The following is a 15,868-nucleotide window of genomic DNA, read 5'->3' on the forward strand; positions in this document are numbered from 1 at the left end:
GTTCAATCTTCGAAAGGATAGGTTGTAACTCTACCGTGCTTGCTGGCGAAGTGGATATCGGTGCCGGAGTAAGCCGCGTAGCCATGCACCTTCATCTCAAAATTCCAGCCGCGTCGGACGGTCATGTCTTTTACCTTTGATAACAATTACAAACCCAGCAGTCGCTCGGCGTTGCCGTGAGCAATCAGAGCTTTGTCTGCATCACTGACTGGCAGACGCTCAATGAAATCCCGCGCCCCATCCAGGCTTTGATAAGGATAGTCGATGGAATACAGAATGCGTTCCGCCCCCATCAGCGAATGAATGAACTGGAAGTGCGGCAAGGTGAGCATGCCACTGGGTGAGACGTATACATGCTCACGATAGGTCTGCACGATGGGACGGCGGAGGCCCGAAGCTTGCTGCGGGATAGAGTCTTCCAGCCGCTGCAGGAAGAACGGCAGCATCTCGCCCCAGTGACCGCTGATGACCTGCAACCGGGGGTAGCGGTCGAACACACCAGAGAGCAGCATGCGCACGACTTGTATGCCTGCTTCGTTGTGCCAGCCCCAGGCGAACATGGCCAGTCGTGCGCCGAGTTCACGTTCGAAGCCGCCGTAGTACGGGGCCTGCACAGCGGGCAAGGGCAGGCCCGGATGCACATAGAGTGGCACATTCAGTTGGTCGAAAGCGGCGAGGACAGGTGCGTAGCGTGCGTCGTCCAGGAAACTGTCGCTGGGACGGCCATTGATCAGTGCCCCCTTGAGACCCAGCTCTTTGACGGCCCGCTCCAGTTCGCGCGCCGCTGCTTCGGGTGCTTGCCAGGGCAGCGTGGCGAAGCCGGCGAAGCGCGTTGGGTGGGCTTGCGCCGCCAGGGCCAGCCTGTCGTTAGCAGCCCGGTTCAGGTCAATGGCCTGCGCGGCAGGCAATAATTGAGGAAAACCACCATAGGAAAGCACCTGCATGGCTATACCTGCCGCGTCCATGTCAGCCAGGCGTGCTGCGCCCATCTCCAGTCCCTTGCGGGCCGATTCGCTGGGCGCAATGACGTGCGGACGCGTGGTGTCAATCACCTGTTGACCGTCCACCACGCGACTACCCCAATCGGGCAAGTAGGGCGCTTCAGCGCGGACCAGGCTCTGGGTGGCCGCACCGATGGCGGGGTCGAGCACATGCTCTTCGACGCAGATCAGTTTCATGTTTTCTCCTCCTTTGAGTGGCATCCGGGCTGCGTCAGCGGCTGATCAGGCCAACAGGGCGTCACGCAGCGCTTCGCCCAGGCTGGCGGCGGACTGTGGGTTTTGGCCAGTGATAAGCTGGCCATCAACCACCACATTGTTGGCCCAGTTGGCAGCGGTCTGGTGATGCGCGCCCCGCTCAATGAGTGTGGACTCCAGCAGGAAAGGCACGACGTGGGTGGATTGCACTTCTTCTTCCTCACCGTTGGTAAAGGCAGCCAACCGCTTGCCCGCCACCAGCAGGCTGCCATCGGCACGGCGCGCATTGACCAGGGCGGCCGGGCCGTGACACACCGCCGAGACGATGCCACCTGCCGCATCAATCTCGCGAATGGCCTTTTGCGCGGCAGCATTGTCGGGGAAATCCCACATCGTGCCGTGACCACCTGCAAAGAAGATGGCCGAGTAGCGGGCGGGGTCCACATCATCCAGGTTCAGCGTGTGAGCGACGGCATGGCGAAAATCGGCATCGGCCCAGTAGTGAGCAATGACCGGATCTGCCATATCCTCCAAGCCGTCCAGTGGCGCAGCACCGCCCAGGGGAGAAGCGAATTCCACACGGATGCCCGCAGCGTGCAATTTTTCCAGCGGGTGGGTGACTTCGGCCAGGTTGTAGCCGGTAGCGATGCCTGTCTCTCCCTTTACAGCATTGCTGGTGACGACGAAGAGAATGGGTTTGAGTTCTGAAGCAAGTTTGCTCATGATCGTAAATTCCTGTTGAATCAAAGTTAAAATTCAAGATTAAAGTTAGAGTTTGATGAAGAAAGAAGCAAGCTTGAGCACAGCCTGATCCACGTATTCAGGCACGTCATACAGCGCGATGTGCGTAGCACCGTCAATCACGAACAACTCTTTCGGCCCGTTGGACAGCGCATAAGCTTGTTCGCTGAATATCTTCGTGTCGGCATTACTACCGGCAATCAGCAGCATCGGTTGGGTCAGCAGGGTTGGGATCAGGTTGAAGGTCGAAAAGGCAAACATCTTGTCCAGACTGGTCAGCAGGAAGCGACCTTTGGAGTTGGGATGTTGTCCACGCGGCGTGCGGTAATAGTCGTAGCCTTCCCGCAGCATGGTCGGCGTGTTCTCGTTGATGTCTTCCAGCCGTTCTGGAACAAAGGGCGCGTAAACGGCTTCTCCTCCCCTTGCTTCTGCCGTACGCTGCATGGCTGCTGCTTCCAAAGTCTGGATCAATTCACCAGCAGAAATCGCTTGGCCAAACATACTCCTGGCTGCTTCGCCCATTGGCGTTGCGCTTACCCCAGCCACTGCCTTGAAGCGGCGCTCGGTCTGGGCTACCGCGAGCGCATATCCGCCGCCGGCGCAGACGCCGAAAACACCCATACGCGCAGCATCCACATACGGAAGAGTAGTGAGAAAGTCAGCAGCACAGCGGGCATCTTCCACCCTGGTAGCCGGATCTTCGAGGAGACGCGGTTCGCCACCGCTCGCGCCCTGGTAGGACGAGTCATACACTACAACGACGAAACCGTGCGCGGCGAGTCGCCTGGCATACAGGCCGATGGTCTGCTCTTTCACTCCTCCCGCCGGATGAATGCCCACCAGGGCGGGGTACTTTTCATCTTCCTGGAAATTGTCAGGAAGATGAAGATGTCCCGAAATCTCGACGGCTTTGTTAACAAATGACACTGTCTTGACCATGGTGGTTTTTCCTTTATTGCAGAGATGGTGTCGAGTACTAAGGTGATGAAGTTGTGCTTGGCAAACCACCGTGCAGACAGACCAATGACTTCCTACGCTGCACCACTTGGAAATCGCTTAGGCGGACTTGGTCGTTCAAGCATTACCGGGGGCGAAGAGCATTTCCCAGTTCAGGAAGGGGCCGAGTGGAATCACGTCCCAGTCGAGGAGCCCGGCCTTGGCCAGCGGAAATTCGGCTAATGCCTTCCTGGCAGCCTCAATGGAATCAGCTTCGGCGATGATGGCGACGCCGGGACGGTCCTGGCGGAAATAGATGTCACGTATAACACCGCCCTTATACAGTTGCCAGGCGTGACGGGCTTCGTCCAGCATATGCGGTTGGTATTTATCCAGGCTGGCACCAGGCTGGGGGATGTCGAGGCAAAGAAATTTCATGATGAGGCTCCTTGGTAAAAAAATAGGTCAAATAGGTGGAATGAATCAAACGGCTTGAAGTCGGCGCACCGTCTCTGTCAAGCTTCAAAAATCCGGTGTTTTCCAGCTCTGCTGGCGCAATCGTGCCAAGGGCAGACAAATCAGGACTAAAAACAAACATTCCTGTGCTTTGTCGCCTGCGATTCCCGCTATCGGGCAAATTCGTATGTTAAAGTAGAAAAATATGATCTAATGTAGAAAGATATTCCCATGGAACGAGATTCAAATTCACCAATGATTCAGATAAGTCCAGCCCCTGAACGCCAGGAACGGCTGGATGGCATCACCGTGTTTGTGGAAGTCGTACGCCTGGGGAGCTTCGCCAGCGCGGCTGAGCACCTGGGCCTCACCCGCTCGGCGGTGGGTAAGGCGATGGCGCGGCTGGAGGCACGTTTGGCCAAGCGGCTGTTTCATCGCACCACGCGCGTTCAAAGCCTGACTGACGATGGCCATATCTACTACGAGCACTGCCTGCGGGCGCTGGCCGAATTACAAGCCGCCGAGGCACAGATGGAATCTGGCCAGCACGAAGTGACCGGGCGACTGCGGGTTTCCATGCCGGTGCTGTTTGGTCGCCACTGCGTCGCTCCCATCCTGCTGGATCTGGCGCGACAGCATCCATCACTAAACCTGAATTTAAGTTTCAGTGACCGTCCTGTGGATGTGTTGGCCGAAGGCTTTGATCTTGCCATTCGCAGCGGTGTACTAGGGGCCGAGAGCGAAGGTCTGCGCGCACGTAAGCTGGTGGTGCAGCGCAAGCGGGTGTGCGCCTCGCCAGACTACCTGGCAGCACATGGACGACCACAGAGCAGCGCCGAACTGGCCTCACACAGCATTCTGCTTTATCGGCGCGGCGACCGCATCAACGTCTGGCAGTTGCCCGACGCCACTGGTCGTATCGTGGACATGTCGCTGGCCTCACGCTTGCAACTTGACGACCTGGAAGCCATTGCAGACGCAGCCACTGCTGGCCTGGGCCTGGCGTGGCTGCCTGAATGGCTGGTGAGAGAACGCCTGCGCACGGGAAGCCTGGTCAGCGTACTGGATGACCAACCCGGCGCGACTTTGCAATGTCACGCCGTCTGGCCCAGCGCACCCCATATGCCCTTGCGCCTGAGGCTGGCAGTAGATGCACTGGTAGAGCAACTGCCGAAGGTGGTAGAGGGAATCCCTGGTTAATTGCCGCCTATAACGATTTGTGTTATAAAGTTTCCGTCGAAAGAGCGCAGACCAGATGGTAGCCCGGTCACCACCCCAAATAGGGTGGCAGCTTTCCCCAATAAGGGTATCCGCGACACCTGCACCGGCTTGCCGGTCGTTAGGTGTGCCCGCGTGAACCCGAAACCCGAAATTTTCGTCGGCACACCTTCTCATTCTCAACCATGAAGGACAGTCGATATGAACTTGACATCAAACACCATACTTATTACAGGCGGGGCCGCTGGCATTGGCTTTGAACTGGCGCGGCAACTTTCCGGCCGCGGCAATCGCGTCATCATTTGCGGTCGCAACGAGCAGGCACTGCTGAAAGCACAAACGCATGTGCCAGCCTTAGTCACCCGCGTCTGCGACATCACTGATCACACCAGCCGCCAGGCCATGGTGAGCTGGCTGAACACCTCCTATCCCGAACTCAACATGGTGATCAACAACGCGGGTGTGCAATACCGCCGAATGCTCAAGGAAACCAACGCGCTGGAGAATCTCGAACAGGAGGTGGCAACTAACTTCACTGCACCGGTCCGGCTCACCGGCGAGTTGTTGCCTTTGCTGAATCGCCAGCAAAAGGCCGTGATCGTCAATGTCAGCTCAGGGCTGGCATTCGCGCCCATGGCGGATATTCCTGTCTACTGCGCGACCAAAGCAGCCATTCATTCCTTTACGCTCACCCTGCGCCATCAGCTCAAGGCGACGGCGGTCAGGGTTGTAGAAATGGCCCCACCTATCGTTGACACCGGGCTGGGCGGAGGGGACCGTAGCGGCGGCACGACAGGGCAAAGCATGATGTCCGCTGAAGACTTTGCTACCGAAGCGCTGATCCAGTTAGCGAACGATCAGGATGAAGTGCTGGTCGGCCTGTCTGCAGGTGCACGAAAAATGGGGGAAGCCTTGTTCGAGCGAATGAACGGCACTTGATAACAGCCTTCATGGAAGCGTTTTCCCTGCTGTCTGTCAGTACGATTTCTGCCAAAGGGAAATAACTGAGATGGTGCCATCCCAGATCCCGACGGTTCATTGCCGCATGATGCGAATTGCGTGACGACTTCCGCCGTTTTCGTGCCGACTTCATTGTGAAGGCCGAATTCCTGGACGATTGCTACCCGGGTGCTCGCCAGCAGCTAGTCAGGCAATGGAATGCCCGGGACGGGCTTCCTTGCAATCAACAAGATCTAGTGTAGCGCTGCACCGCCAATCAGGCCGCATCTATCTTGCCCAATTCCTGCAAGACTTCATGGGCTGAACGGAATGCGTCTATCGCCAGCGGCATGCCGCAATACACGCTGGCGTGCAGCAAGACTTCCTGGATTTCCTGCATGCTGGCACCGTTGTTGACCGCCCCCCGTACATGCCCGCGGATTTCATGCGCACGGCCCATGGCGGTCAGCATGGACAGGGTGATCAGGCTGCGGGTTTTTAAATCCAGGCCTGGCCGGCACCAGGTGGTACCCCAGGCATTGCGGGTCACGAATTCTTGCAGGGGTGCAGTGAAGGCATCGGTATTGCTGAAGGCCTTTTCGACAAAGGCTTCGCCCATGACTTGTTTGCGTATCTGCAAACCTGCTTCAAATTGCTGATCCATATTCCGACTCCCTTGTGTGAAAAAGCATGCTAGCCAGATAACAGCTCAGGGTCAATGCCGGTCCGGGACAAATGAACCGGCTAGTTACCGTATGAGGATGCTGTTGTATTTTTGTATAAAACCAGCCCACCGTCTGCCGTATCTTTCGAGCAACAAGTCTGATAACAGACTATGATGCAGCTTACGATGAGTAATTTTGCAGGTTACATTCATTTACAGAAATAACCGGTATATTTACGATAAGCAAGCTTGATTTGAAGGGGGAAGCGCTTATGATGAATGTGAAAAACGCTGCACTACCGGGCACTGCTACAGAGCGGTGTCAAGCATGCTACTGATTTTATCAAGGCGTTTTATTAAGGCGCTTTTTAAGACTTATTTAAAGCTTATTTGAGGCTGATTTCATGATTCCTGCACGTCCGCTATCGCTACACCACAAGGCATCCGCGCCGGCATGGCTGGCCATGTCTGCCACTGCTGTGTTGGCTATCGCCCTCAGTGGCTGGCATCTGTCAGCACATGCGCTGGATGCGGGCAAATCCGCGCCGGAATTCTCGGTACAGGGTGGCAACGGCCACATCCAGTTGGCTGATTACAAGGGCAAACTGGTGTACCTGGATTTTTGGGCATCCTGGTGTGGGCCCTGCAAGCAGTCTTTCCCCTGGATGAATACCTTGCAGTCGAAATATGCTGCGCAAGGCCTGCAAGTGCTGGCGATCAATCTGGACAGCAAGGCAGAGGACGCCGCCGTGTTTTTGAAATCTGTTCCGGCCAGTTTCCAGATCGGCTACGACCCTAAAGGGGTCATGCCACGGCTATATGATGTCAAGGGTATGCCCAGCAGTGTGTTGATAGACCGGGATGGCAAAATCCTGTCGCTGCATGCGGGCTTCAACGAAGGCAGCAAGGCAAAAATTGAGCAAGCCATCGTGGCGGCTTTGGGAGGAAAATAATGAAGCATATCAATCTGCGGACACTGGCCCGCCTGCTGAGCCTGATGCTGCTGGCGTCTGTCTGTTCTGCCTGTAGCGTGATGAATGTGATACAGCCAGTGCAAGCCTGGGAAAAAGGCAAGCTGGCAAAAAAGGAAATGACTTTTGACGGCGATCCGCTGGAAAATAAATATGCAGAACATATCTACTCCAGCAAAGAATCCGCTTTTGGCGGCACTGGTGTGGGTGGTGGTGGCTGTGGCTGCAATTGAATAAGGATCGCAAAATGAAGTCAATCAGCACCCGTCCGGCCCGCAGTACAGAGCAACTTGGTTCAGCCTTGCTGGCCGCAGCACTGGCCTTGCCGGTGGCTGGTGTAGTCCATGCCGAATCGGCACCAGACAAAGGGTCTATCAGCCTGAAAGTTCTGGATTACCAGGACAGCCAGCCCGGCGAAGACCGCGTCAAGGTCAGGGCCAATTCCTTGCAAATCATGACACCGATAGGCGATGAATGGTCGGTCGGCGGCAGCTTTATCACCGACAGCATATCCGGTGCCTCACCCGCTTTTCACAGTTATGCGCTGAGCAAGCTCAGAGATTTCCGGCGTGCCATGGATGCCGAGGTGACGCGTTATTTGCCGCATCACACACTGACCCTGGGTGCCAGTTATTCCGCCGAAGGCGACTATATTTCGCGTGGCCTGTCGGTGCAGGGCAGCCAGTTCAGCGAAGACAAAAATACCACCTGGACCGCAGGCATGGGCTTTGCCAATGACACCGTGAGTGCCTCTACTGGCAAGGTCAAAGGTGAAAACAAGCAGGTCTTTGATGCCTTGCTGGGTGTGACCCAGGTGCTGACGACGAATGATATCGTGCAATTGAACGCAGGCCTGGCACGTGGCCGTGGTTACCTGTCTGATCCTTACAAGGCGAATGAAAAGCGACCCGACAGCCGCAATAGCTATACTGCGCTGGCGCGCTGGAACCATCACTTCGATGCCACTGGCGGCAGCAGTCGTGTGAGCTACCGTTATTTTTCAGATTCTTGGAAGATACACGCGCATACCTTCAGTGCCGAATATACGCAACCATTTGCGCAGGGCTGGAGCATTACGCCAATACTGCGTTTGTACACGCAAAGCGCAGCCGGTTTTTATGTGGATGCCGATCCTTCCATTTACCCGTTTGCCCCCAACCCACCTGCGGGTGCCTTGAATTATTCCGAGGATCAGCGGGTCTCTGCCTATGGCGCGCATACGATAGGCATCAAGCTGGCCAAGCAGATAGGGGAAGACTGGCAGGCCGATATCAAGCTGGAAGAATATGAACAAAGAGCATCGTGGAGATTGTTCGGTAGTGGCAGCCCGGGTTTGCTGCCTTTCCGTGCGCGTAGTATACAGCTGGGACTTTCGCGTCAATTTTAGGGATGGACATGCCAAATTTTCTCTCCACGAACTGGCATTGATGTGAGCAATTATGCAGATTTACCGTATTCCTTTTCAAGCCATGGCCTGTGCCTGCGAAGTCGTCGTCGCGGCGGAGGAAGAACAGGCCATGTTTGCCATCGCGCAGGAGGCGATTGCTGAAGTCAAAAGGATAGAAAGTACCTATTCGCGTTACCGGGCTGACAGCATCGTATCCAGAATCAATGCACAAGCCGGTAGTGAGGCCGTGCAGTGTGATGCAGAAACCTGTTCCCTGTTCGATTATGCCCAGGCCCTGCATGCTGCCAGCGATGGCCTGTTTGATATTACCGCCGGCATCTTGCGGCGCGCATGGGATTTCAAACGAGCACAAGTACCGGCAGCAGCGGACCTGGAAGCGCTGTGCGCCTTAATAGGTTGGGATAAAGTGGAACGCGGAGCAGACCATATACGTCTGCCGCAAGCGGGTATGGAGATAGATTTTGGCGGCTTTGGCAAGGAATATGCCGCCGACCGCGCCGCTGCACTGTTGCTGGAACGCGGCGCCACCCATGGTTATGTCAACCTGGGTGGAGATATTCGCGTACTTGGCCCCAAGCCAGATGGACAAGCCTGGATCATGGGCATACAAGACCCCCGGCAGCAGGAAAAAATTGTCGCCAGTATCCCGGTACCGGAAGGTGCACTGGCAACCAGTGGCGATTATGAAAGATATATCGAAGTGGCTGGTCAGCGTTATTGCCACATCCTCAATCCACGTACCGGCATGCCGGTACAGTACTGGCGCAGCATTAGTGTGCGCGCACCGCTGGCTTCACTGGCGGGCAGTTGCACCACCATTGCCATGCTGAAAGAAGAACAGGGCCTGGCTTACCTGAAGGCAGCAGGCGTGGCTTACCTGGCGATAGACCAGCAGGGCGAAATGCATATGCATGCGCCACCGCGTGGAATGGATGCTGTACCAGCCGGATAATGGCAATGGCGCTGGCGGCAGCGCTGATGGCAATAGCAGTGGCAACGGCAAAACAATGAATTGAATGATTTACTGGAGAACACATCATGGCAACCATCAACGGCACCGACGGCAATGATACCTGGACCGTCGTCAACCCCTCGACATTTACACTGGATGGCAAAGGTGGCACAGATACATTAAATCTGGGTACGTCACTTCGCTCAGACTATTTCATCACCAAGGAGGCGGATGGCTCTGTGCATGTTGACAGCGTTTCCAGCGCCAGTGGTGCATTGCATGCCACGCTGTTGAATATGGAAATACTGGTATTCAACAATGGCAAAGATACACTGAATTTACTGACTTATTTTGGTGACACCACGCCACCAACGATCATCAGCTTCAGCCCGGCAACACTGGCCACCAGCGTCGCTACTGGCAGTGACATCGTTTTGACATTCAGCGAACCAGTGACGGCAGGTACTGGCGTCATTAATTTGCAGAGCGCCGATGGAACAACCGTTGCCAGCTATGACATCAGCAAAAGCAGCAATGTCACCATATCTGGCAGCACGGTCACCATCAACCCCACCAATGACCTGAGTAACGGCACCACGTATAAACTGTCGATACCATCGGGGGCCATCAAGGACATCGCTGGCAATAATTTCGTTGGTACCAGCAGTTATTCCTTCACCACGGTCGCCAAAACCGGTGGCATAGTCGGTACCACCGGCAATGACAATCTGACTGGCACCAGCGGCAATGATGTCTTCACGGGGATGGCCGGGAATGACACCATCAATGGGGGTGCGGGCCTGGATACAGCCGTGTATGTCGGCAAACGCGCCGACTTTACGATTACGGCTTCAGGTTCAAATTTTACCGTGCAGGACAAGACCGGGGCCGAAGGTACGGATACCGTCATTCAGGTTGAGCGCCTGCAGTTTGCCGATATGTCAGTGGCACTGGATATCAGTGGCAATGCTGGTATTGCCTATCGCATCTATCAGGCTGCATTCAACCGCACGCCAGATCTGGCCGGCCTGGGTTACTGGATAGGACAGATGGACAAGGGCCAAACCTTGGCTGATGTCGCCAGGAGCTTTGTCGCCTCCGCCGAATTTCACGCGCTGTATGGTAACAACCCGACCGACCAGCAGGTGATTAACGCTTATTACCAAAACGTCTTGCACAGGACACCCGACCAGGCAGGCGTAGATTACTGGCTGGGACAACTGGCAAGCGGTAAAGATACCCAGGCAACTGCGCTGGCTGGTTTTAGTGAAGGCACAGAAAATCAGGCGCAGGTAATAGCCAAAATCCAGAACGGCATCGACTTCATACCGTTTGGTTGAGTGACTTGGCTTATAAGAAAAGCACATGCTGATGATGTCAGCATGTGCTTAAGTTAGGACTTATTAACAAGTTTGCTGCTTAACGGGCAGCAAACGAAGTCTTAATGGGACTTTTCCTGCTTGGCTTCCATATACACACGCAATAGTTTGTTGATGCGCGTCTGATAACCCTGACCCTGCTCTTTGAACCATTCCAGCACATCGCTATCCAGACGGATCGTCACAGCCTGCTTGGGTGGCATGCGCAATTCGGCGTTCTGGAAGAAGTCATCTCCTAACTCAGCAATATCGCTGGTATCGATATCTTTATCCTTCATCGTAGCCAAGCGTTTCCAATCTGTTTTAGATGCTTTGTTCATAGCGTTTCACCTCATTTTTGGGCTACACGGTCACTGGATCAGCGCTTATAATCAACGCCTATATACCGCCTTCATATCCTCTTCAAAATACGCCAGCAGGTTATTCCGCTTGAGTTTCAGGGTAGGCGTGATCAGGGTGTTTTCTACAGTCCATGGCTCCAGCGTCAATATCGCGGCGCGGGGTTGTGCATAGTAAGGGAAATTGCTGGTCAGCCCATGTATGCGTTTCACGACGGCGGCCACGGCCTCTGCTGATTTCAGGCTGGCCTTGTCATCCGGATTCAAGCCCAGTGAACGCGCCAGTTCCAGCCAGTAAGCCCGGCTCAACACCACCGCACAGGCGATGAAGGGTGCGTTTTCACCGAAGGCATAGGCCTGTTCAAATACGGCATCGTTGGTGATGGCCAGTTCCAGGTCAACGGGGGCAATTTTTTCACCGGTCGAGGTGACGATGATCTCTTTCACCCGTCCCAGGATACGTACACGCCCCGCCACGATCGAAGCCTGGTCGCCAGTGCGCAACCAGCCATCGATAAAGGTCTTGGCGGTATCTTCTGCACGCTTCCAGTAACCACGCATGACATTCGGGCCGCGTACCTGCAATTCTGAATTTTCGCCGATGCGGACTTCAACCCCATCCACGGCACGGCCTACGGTGGCCGGGTCATTATCATCCGGTGCATTGAAGGCAACCACGGGTGCCGTCTCTGTCATGCCATAACCCTGGACGATGGGAATACCCAGGCCAAGAAAACACTGGGAAATCGCCTGCGACAAGGCCGCGCCACCACTGACAGCTACCCGCAAGCGACCACCAAACTGGTTTTTCAATTTGCTGGCAATCAGCGGTTCCAATACCAGCCAGCGCAGGCTGTCCATGAATGCGATCAGGCCGTCCCCCTTCAGCAAACCCTGGCTGCGGCTGAAACGACGCCAGCCGGTGGCGATGGCAAGATTGAACAAACTTGCCTGGAATGCGGATGCAGACAGCCTGGTCTGGATCACGCCATACACACGTTCATAAATACGCGGGACGGAAATCAGTATCGTTGGCCGCACTTCCAGCAAATCTTGCGGCAATTGCTTGACCGAGCGCGAAAACGCCACGCAGGCACCAGCCGCAATCGGCAGGTAATAACCGGCGGTGCGCTCGAAGGTATGCGACAGCGGCAGGAAGGACAGGAATACATCCGTAATCACCGGCGACACCCGCGACACCACCGCCTTCACGTTCGACATCACATTGACATGCGTGAGCATGACACCTTTGGGCTTGCCGGTGGTACCCGATGTGTACACCAGCGCCGCCAGATCATCTGCCTGCGGCCCTTTTACATTTACCTGCAAATGCGCCGCGCTGGATAGCCATTCTTCGATGTGCATCACCGGGCAGTTGGCGGGCAAGGCCGCAGCATCCAGTGTTTTTTGCAAGACCACGACCTGACGCAAGGCTGGCAGTTCGAGGCCAGCACTGGCGATTTCTTTCCATTGCTGGTCAGTCGCCGCAATTAAAAACGAAGCATCGCTGTCACACAGGATGTAGGCAATACTGGCTGGATTATCCAGCGCATGCATGGGCACCGGTACAAAACCGCAAGCCTGGGTAGCCTGGTCCATGCACACCGCATACAAGCCATTCGGCAGCAGGATGGCGATACGCGAGCCATGTTCCAGCGCCAACGGTGATAGGGCTTTGATAAAGCCAGCAACCCGTTCTTGCGTCTGTTGCCAGGAATACGATATCCACTGCCCGGCCACATCATCAAACTGACGATAGGCTTCGGCATCGGGCGTTTGTGCTACCCGCCAGGCAAATAATTCTGCCAGAGTTTGCACTGTGGATAAGTCAGGAGGTATTGCTGTTTGCGCAGAGGTAGACATGAAATGCTGGAAAAATGAGATCAATAGCCGGTCTCCGCACTTCACGCTCTTGCCTTGCGGGAAGAAAAATCACAGGATTTTTGGATTTACCAGAAAATACCGGCTGAAAGCATCATTATGCAACAAATTAAAGCGCGGCTTATTGCGTGAAGACAAATTGACTACATCACGCACCTGCTGTGAACCTCAGGAATGCGACAATGCCTGTCAATGCGGCCCAGAACAAGACCCGTATCGCCTGCTCACGCGCCAGGCTGAACCTTGGTTTGCGCAGCGCATTGGCATGGTTTTCCATTTCACGTACATCAGCAAACGCAGAACATCCACAGGCATGACATTGCCGTAGCTGCTTGCTGTTTTCTGCGGTACAGGCATGGCAAACCCAGTCGTAGGTGATGGCTTGGTGTTTGTTCGTCATTCCAGTATTTTCATTGGCTACAACTTCAATACTACTGCTGACCCGTAGGGTGCACCATGTGCACCGTCTGTTTTAAGTGTGCACAGGCCTGCCGAATAGATTAATCATCTATCGCTATAAATCCCAACATCGCCACCGTAGCATCATCCGCCTTCTTCACCGTCATTCCACCAGATTTGCCTGCTTCATGTTCACGCAATTTCTGCATCATGGCTGGCAGCCCGCGTGTCACACACGCTTGCATCAAACCTGCTGTGTCATACAAGTGGTAGCTATCAACAAGCCGATAAAAACCATCGGTCATGATCAGCACGCGGTCAGACTGTTTTAACTTGATGTGATGTTCTCGTGCAGCGAAACGGCCATGAGGATAAAGGCAGAGTATCGATGGCTGCGGGTTCATGTTTTGCGACACGCGGCGTTCTCTCAACATGGGCAAGAGCCGGGCCCAGCGCGCCTGTTCATCCAGGCCTTCGTGCCGCAATGCGTCTATCGCAGATTTGAGTATGACTTCTTGCGGATTATCGTAAGGATCCAGATCGATGAAGCTGGCATTCGCTTCCAGCAGAAAGCTTTTGCAATCGCCCAGAGCATAGATGCTGACCTCCTCGCCGTTGGCATGAATGCGCAACCAGGTGAGCGCCGCAATGGGCCAGGCGTAACAAGGCATGGCAGCAGCTTCCAGCAAGGCATTATATTGTTCAAGCAATGCTTGCAGGGCAAGCTGCATGCTGTCGGCCTGGCTGAGCGCCGGTGTGGCTACCTGTTTCAATGCGACAGCACATTGCTGGACAAACCAGGCCGGATCACCGGCACCGGTATCCAGGTAATGCCGGTCTGACACCGAGCTGGCGCCGTCAAATACCAACAGTTCCAGCGTGCCATCCTGATGGGTGAAGCTGCTTACCAGGTCTTCGTTTTTGTTGGTACTGGCGGCAGTGGAGAGGGAATCGATGAGCATGGGTGCCGGTTTTTTTATGATGCTGCGTGGAGAGTGATTGCAGAATATAGCATTGGCATAGTGCAGGGAAATTTCGTTTTTCCAAAAGCGGTGCGCGGGGCACACCCTACGAGCCGGCGGGCAGCTCGGATGCCCATTATAATCAAACCCTTGTTCGCCTATTTCCCACCTCAGGAGCTTCGCCATGTTTGGCACACAAGATCTCGCCCAATTCATTATCGCCGGAATATTACTGAATATTGCCCCTGGTCCCGATTCATTATTGATCATGACGCGCAGCGCAACGCAGGGCTGGCGTGCCGGGTCGGCGGCTGCACTGGGCATAGGTGCGGGTACGCTGGTGCACATCATGGCAGCGGCACTGGGTTTGTCGGCCTTGCTGGCCACGTCTGCCACGGCGTTTACCGTCGTCAAGCTGGTGGGTGCCGCTTATCTTTTGTATGTGGGCGCGTCGTTATTACTGAACAAGGCAAAGGGTAACGCCAGTAAGGAAGCAGGCCCTGCCTTGCCTGCGCTGAGCCATAGAAAAATTTTTGCCCAGGGTTTTTTGACGAATGTGCTGAACCCCAAGGTGGCGATCTTTTTTCTGGCGTTTGTGCCACAGTTTATCGCCGCTGATGCCAGCAACAAGCCGCTGGCCCTGATCGTCCTCGGTTGCATCTTCAATTTCAACGGCATGCTGTGGTGCCACTTGCTGGCGGTGTCGACTGCATTTGCCAGGCAGCGGGTACGTATCAACCAGGCGGTGACGCTGTGGCTGAATCGTTTTATCGGCGTGATGTTTATTTCGTTTGGGATCAAGCTGGCGCTGGCCAACAAGCATTGACAGGAATTAGCGGGAATTGACGGGCCTTGCGCAAAACCGCACTGGCTCACACTGAGCTTTAAGCCAGTGCCACCAGTGCTAGGTTGTTGCGCTACTCGTCTTCACATAAAAAGCGATGACTCACTTTTATTTGATCGGCAGGCAGCTGGTATTTTTGACTTCTTCCATCACTGCATAGGTGTGTGTTTCACGCACGCCATTCAATTGCAGCAGAGATTTGCCCAGGAAATCACGGTAGGCATTCATGTCCTTGACACGCGCCTTGACGAGGTAATCAAAACCACCGGCCACCATATGGCATTCAAGCACTTCGGGGATGGCTTGCACGCCACGCCGGAAGGCATCGAAGACATCAGGTGTGGTGCGGTCAAGCACTACCTCAATAAACACCAGCAAGGCCACATCCAGTAGATGGGGATTGAGCTGGGCTGTATATCCTAGTATGTAGCCGGACTCTTGCAACTTACGCACGCGCTCCAGGCAGGCAGCAGGGGACAGGTTGACCCTTGTTGCCAGTTCTACATTACTGATACGGCCGTCGTTTTGCAATTCGGCCAGAATTCTTTTACTGATTTTGTCGAGCATAAGAAGTCAGAAATTGT

At 54.9% G+C, this 15,868-nt stretch carries 19 protein-coding genes; 8 read left to right on the forward strand and 11 right to left on the reverse strand.

Features of this window, described 5'->3' with window-relative positions:
• Positions 1-2 precede the first annotated feature (2 nt).
• The 5 genes from ACO0K9_RS23645 to ACO0K9_RS23665 all read right to left on the reverse strand — a co-directional run bounded on the left by ACO0K9_RS23645 (position 3) and on the right by ACO0K9_RS23665 (position 3,311).
• Entirely contained in the window at positions 3-125 is a 123-nt protein-coding gene (locus ACO0K9_RS23645) for a hypothetical protein (protein WP_422989060.1), read from the reverse strand.
• Positions 126-146: 21 nt separating this feature from the next.
• Positions 147-1,178 carry an amidohydrolase family protein gene (locus tag ACO0K9_RS23650; RefSeq protein ID WP_422989062.1) on the reverse strand — a complete coding sequence of 344 codons (1,032 nt, stop codon included), beginning with the start codon at positions 1,176-1,178 and terminating at the stop codon, positions 147-149.
• Positions 1,179-1,223: 45 nt separating this feature from the next.
• Positions 1,224-1,919 carry a type 1 glutamine amidotransferase domain-containing protein gene (locus ACO0K9_RS23655; protein WP_422989064.1) on the reverse strand — a complete coding sequence of 232 codons (696 nt, stop codon included), beginning with the start codon at positions 1,917-1,919 and terminating at the stop codon, positions 1,224-1,226.
• Between the two features lie 45 nt (positions 1,920-1,964).
• Positions 1,965-2,876 (reverse strand): alpha/beta hydrolase, encoded by a 912-nt coding sequence (locus ACO0K9_RS23660; protein WP_422989066.1) that lies wholly within the window; start codon positions 2,874-2,876, stop codon positions 1,965-1,967.
• 135 nt (positions 2,877-3,011) lie between these two features.
• Entirely contained in the window at positions 3,012-3,311 is a 300-nt protein-coding gene (locus ACO0K9_RS23665) for a superoxide dismutase (RefSeq protein ID WP_422989068.1), read from the reverse strand.
• Positions 3,312-3,584: 273 nt separating this feature from the next.
• On the opposite strand from ACO0K9_RS23665, the gene ACO0K9_RS23670 reads away from it, so the two are divergent.
• Together ACO0K9_RS23670 and ACO0K9_RS23675 are read left to right on the forward strand one after the other, a co-directional pair.
• Positions 3,585-4,529, forward strand: a complete 945-nt coding sequence (locus ACO0K9_RS23670; RefSeq protein ID WP_422989070.1) for a LysR family transcriptional regulator — start codon at positions 3,585-3,587, stop codon at positions 4,527-4,529.
• A 219-nt stretch (positions 4,530-4,748) separates the two neighbouring features.
• Positions 4,749-5,486 (forward strand): SDR family oxidoreductase, encoded by a 738-nt coding sequence (locus ACO0K9_RS23675; protein ID WP_422989072.1) that lies wholly within the window; start codon positions 4,749-4,751, stop codon positions 5,484-5,486.
• Positions 5,487-5,763: 277 nt separating this feature from the next.
• Here the strand turns inward: ACO0K9_RS23675 and ACO0K9_RS23680 are convergent, their stop codons facing one another.
• On the reverse strand, positions 5,764-6,150 hold the full coding sequence (locus tag ACO0K9_RS23680; RefSeq protein ID WP_422989074.1) for a carboxymuconolactone decarboxylase family protein: 387 nt from the start codon (positions 6,148-6,150) through the stop codon (positions 5,764-5,766).
• A 404-nt stretch (positions 6,151-6,554) separates the two neighbouring features.
• Between ACO0K9_RS23680 and ACO0K9_RS23685 the strand changes: the two genes are divergently transcribed.
• From ACO0K9_RS23685 to ACO0K9_RS23705, 5 genes are all read left to right on the forward strand, one after another.
• Positions 6,555-7,103, forward strand: coding sequence for a TlpA family protein disulfide reductase (locus ACO0K9_RS23685; protein ID WP_422989076.1), 549 nt, complete (start codon positions 6,555-6,557; stop codon positions 7,101-7,103).
• On the forward strand, positions 7,103-7,354 hold the full coding sequence (locus ACO0K9_RS23690; protein ID WP_422989078.1) for a DUF4266 domain-containing protein: 252 nt from the start codon (positions 7,103-7,105) through the stop codon (positions 7,352-7,354). The genes ACO0K9_RS23685 and ACO0K9_RS23690 overlap by 1 nt, the downstream gene beginning before the upstream one ends.
• A 14-nt stretch (positions 7,355-7,368) precedes the next feature.
• Positions 7,369-8,508, forward strand: coding sequence for a DUF3570 domain-containing protein (locus tag ACO0K9_RS23695; protein ID WP_422989080.1), 1,140 nt, complete (start codon positions 7,369-7,371; stop codon positions 8,506-8,508).
• 52 nt (positions 8,509-8,560) lie between these two features.
• Complete coding sequence (locus ACO0K9_RS23700) at positions 8,561-9,481, forward strand: FAD:protein FMN transferase (RefSeq protein ID WP_422989082.1); 921 nt, start codon at positions 8,561-8,563, stop codon at positions 9,479-9,481.
• 86 nt (positions 9,482-9,567) lie between these two features.
• Positions 9,568-10,821, forward strand: coding sequence for a DUF4214 domain-containing protein (locus tag ACO0K9_RS23705; protein ID WP_422989084.1), 1,254 nt, complete (start codon positions 9,568-9,570; stop codon positions 10,819-10,821).
• A gap of 101 nt (positions 10,822-10,922) precedes the next feature.
• Here the strand turns inward: ACO0K9_RS23705 and ACO0K9_RS23710 are convergent, their stop codons facing one another.
• The 4 genes from ACO0K9_RS23710 to ACO0K9_RS23725 form a co-directional block, all read right to left on the reverse strand.
• The gene (locus ACO0K9_RS23710; RefSeq protein ID WP_422989086.1) at positions 10,923-11,180 is read right to left on the reverse strand and encodes a BrnA antitoxin family protein; all 258 of its coding nucleotides are present in this window, start codon (positions 11,178-11,180) and stop codon (positions 10,923-10,925) included.
• 51 nt (positions 11,181-11,231) lie between these two features.
• Entirely contained in the window at positions 11,232-13,061 is a 1,830-nt protein-coding gene (locus tag ACO0K9_RS23715) for an AMP-dependent synthetase/ligase (RefSeq protein ID WP_422989088.1), read from the reverse strand.
• Positions 13,062-13,227: 166 nt separating this feature from the next.
• A complete protein-coding gene (locus ACO0K9_RS23720; RefSeq protein WP_422989089.1) occupies positions 13,228-13,479 on the reverse strand; it encodes a hypothetical protein in 252 nt (83 codons plus the stop codon).
• Positions 13,480-13,579: 100 nt separating this feature from the next.
• Entirely contained in the window at positions 13,580-14,440 is an 861-nt protein-coding gene (locus tag ACO0K9_RS23725) for a hypothetical protein (RefSeq protein ID WP_422989091.1), read from the reverse strand.
• Positions 14,441-14,624: 184 nt separating this feature from the next.
• On the opposite strand from ACO0K9_RS23725, the gene ACO0K9_RS23730 reads away from it, so the two are divergent.
• Positions 14,625-15,266 (forward strand): LysE family translocator, encoded by a 642-nt coding sequence (locus ACO0K9_RS23730; protein WP_422989093.1) that lies wholly within the window; start codon positions 14,625-14,627, stop codon positions 15,264-15,266.
• 126 nt (positions 15,267-15,392) lie between these two features.
• Here the strand turns inward: ACO0K9_RS23730 and ACO0K9_RS23735 are convergent, their stop codons facing one another.
• Positions 15,393-15,851 (reverse strand): Lrp/AsnC ligand binding domain-containing protein, encoded by a 459-nt coding sequence (locus ACO0K9_RS23735; RefSeq protein ID WP_110254407.1) that lies wholly within the window; start codon positions 15,849-15,851, stop codon positions 15,393-15,395.
• Positions 15,852-15,868 lie beyond the last annotated feature (17 nt).

The sequence above is a fragment of the Undibacterium sp. Ji50W genome (assembly GCF_049340445.1).
Classification (GTDB): Bacteria; Pseudomonadota; Gammaproteobacteria; order Burkholderiales; family Burkholderiaceae_D; genus Undibacterium.

Bases quoted from the DNA above. Each gene is read 5' to 3' on its own strand.
- ACO0K9_RS23720 (WP_422989089.1), bottom strand. From the start codon at position 13,479: ATGACGAACAAACACCAAGCCATCACCTACGACTGGGTTTGCCATGCC.
- ACO0K9_RS23730 (WP_422989093.1), top strand. From the start codon at position 14,625: ATGTTTGGCACACAAGATCTCGCCCAATTCATTATCGCCGGAATATTA.
- ACO0K9_RS23650 (WP_422989062.1), bottom strand. From the start codon at position 1,178: ATGAAACTGATCTGCGTCGAAGAGCATGTGCTCGACCCCGCCATCGGT.
- ACO0K9_RS23710 (WP_422989086.1), bottom strand. From the start codon at position 11,180: ATGAACAAAGCATCTAAAACAGATTGGAAACGCTTGGCTACGATGAAG.
- ACO0K9_RS23700 (WP_422989082.1), top strand. From the start codon at position 8,561: ATGCAGATTTACCGTATTCCTTTTCAAGCCATGGCCTGTGCCTGCGAA.
- ACO0K9_RS23675 (WP_422989072.1), top strand. From the start codon at position 4,749: ATGAACTTGACATCAAACACCATACTTATTACAGGCGGGGCCGCTGGC.
- ACO0K9_RS23695 (WP_422989080.1), top strand. From the start codon at position 7,369: ATGAAGTCAATCAGCACCCGTCCGGCCCGCAGTACAGAGCAACTTGGT.
- ACO0K9_RS23645 (WP_422989060.1), bottom strand. From the start codon at position 125: ATGACCGTCCGACGCGGCTGGAATTTTGAGATGAAGGTGCATGGCTAC.
- ACO0K9_RS23655 (WP_422989064.1), bottom strand. From the start codon at position 1,919: ATGAGCAAACTTGCTTCAGAACTCAAACCCATTCTCTTCGTCGTCACC.
- ACO0K9_RS23660 (WP_422989066.1), bottom strand. From the start codon at position 2,876: ATGGTCAAGACAGTGTCATTTGTTAACAAAGCCGTCGAGATTTCGGGA.
- ACO0K9_RS23670 (WP_422989070.1), top strand. From the start codon at position 3,585: ATGATTCAGATAAGTCCAGCCCCTGAACGCCAGGAACGGCTGGATGGC.
- ACO0K9_RS23705 (WP_422989084.1), top strand. From the start codon at position 9,568: ATGGCAACCATCAACGGCACCGACGGCAATGATACCTGGACCGTCGTC.
- ACO0K9_RS23690 (WP_422989078.1), top strand. From the start codon at position 7,103: ATGAAGCATATCAATCTGCGGACACTGGCCCGCCTGCTGAGCCTGATG.
- ACO0K9_RS23735 (WP_110254407.1), bottom strand. From the start codon at position 15,851: ATGCTCGACAAAATCAGTAAAAGAATTCTGGCCGAATTGCAAAACGAC.
- ACO0K9_RS23725 (WP_422989091.1), bottom strand. From the start codon at position 14,440: ATGCTCATCGATTCCCTCTCCACTGCCGCCAGTACCAACAAAAACGAA.
- ACO0K9_RS23665 (WP_422989068.1), bottom strand. From the start codon at position 3,311: ATGAAATTTCTTTGCCTCGACATCCCCCAGCCTGGTGCCAGCCTGGAT.
- ACO0K9_RS23715 (WP_422989088.1), bottom strand. From the start codon at position 13,061: ATGTCTACCTCTGCGCAAACAGCAATACCTCCTGACTTATCCACAGTG.
- ACO0K9_RS23680 (WP_422989074.1), bottom strand. From the start codon at position 6,150: ATGGATCAGCAATTTGAAGCAGGTTTGCAGATACGCAAACAAGTCATG.
- ACO0K9_RS23685 (WP_422989076.1), top strand. From the start codon at position 6,555: ATGATTCCTGCACGTCCGCTATCGCTACACCACAAGGCATCCGCGCCG.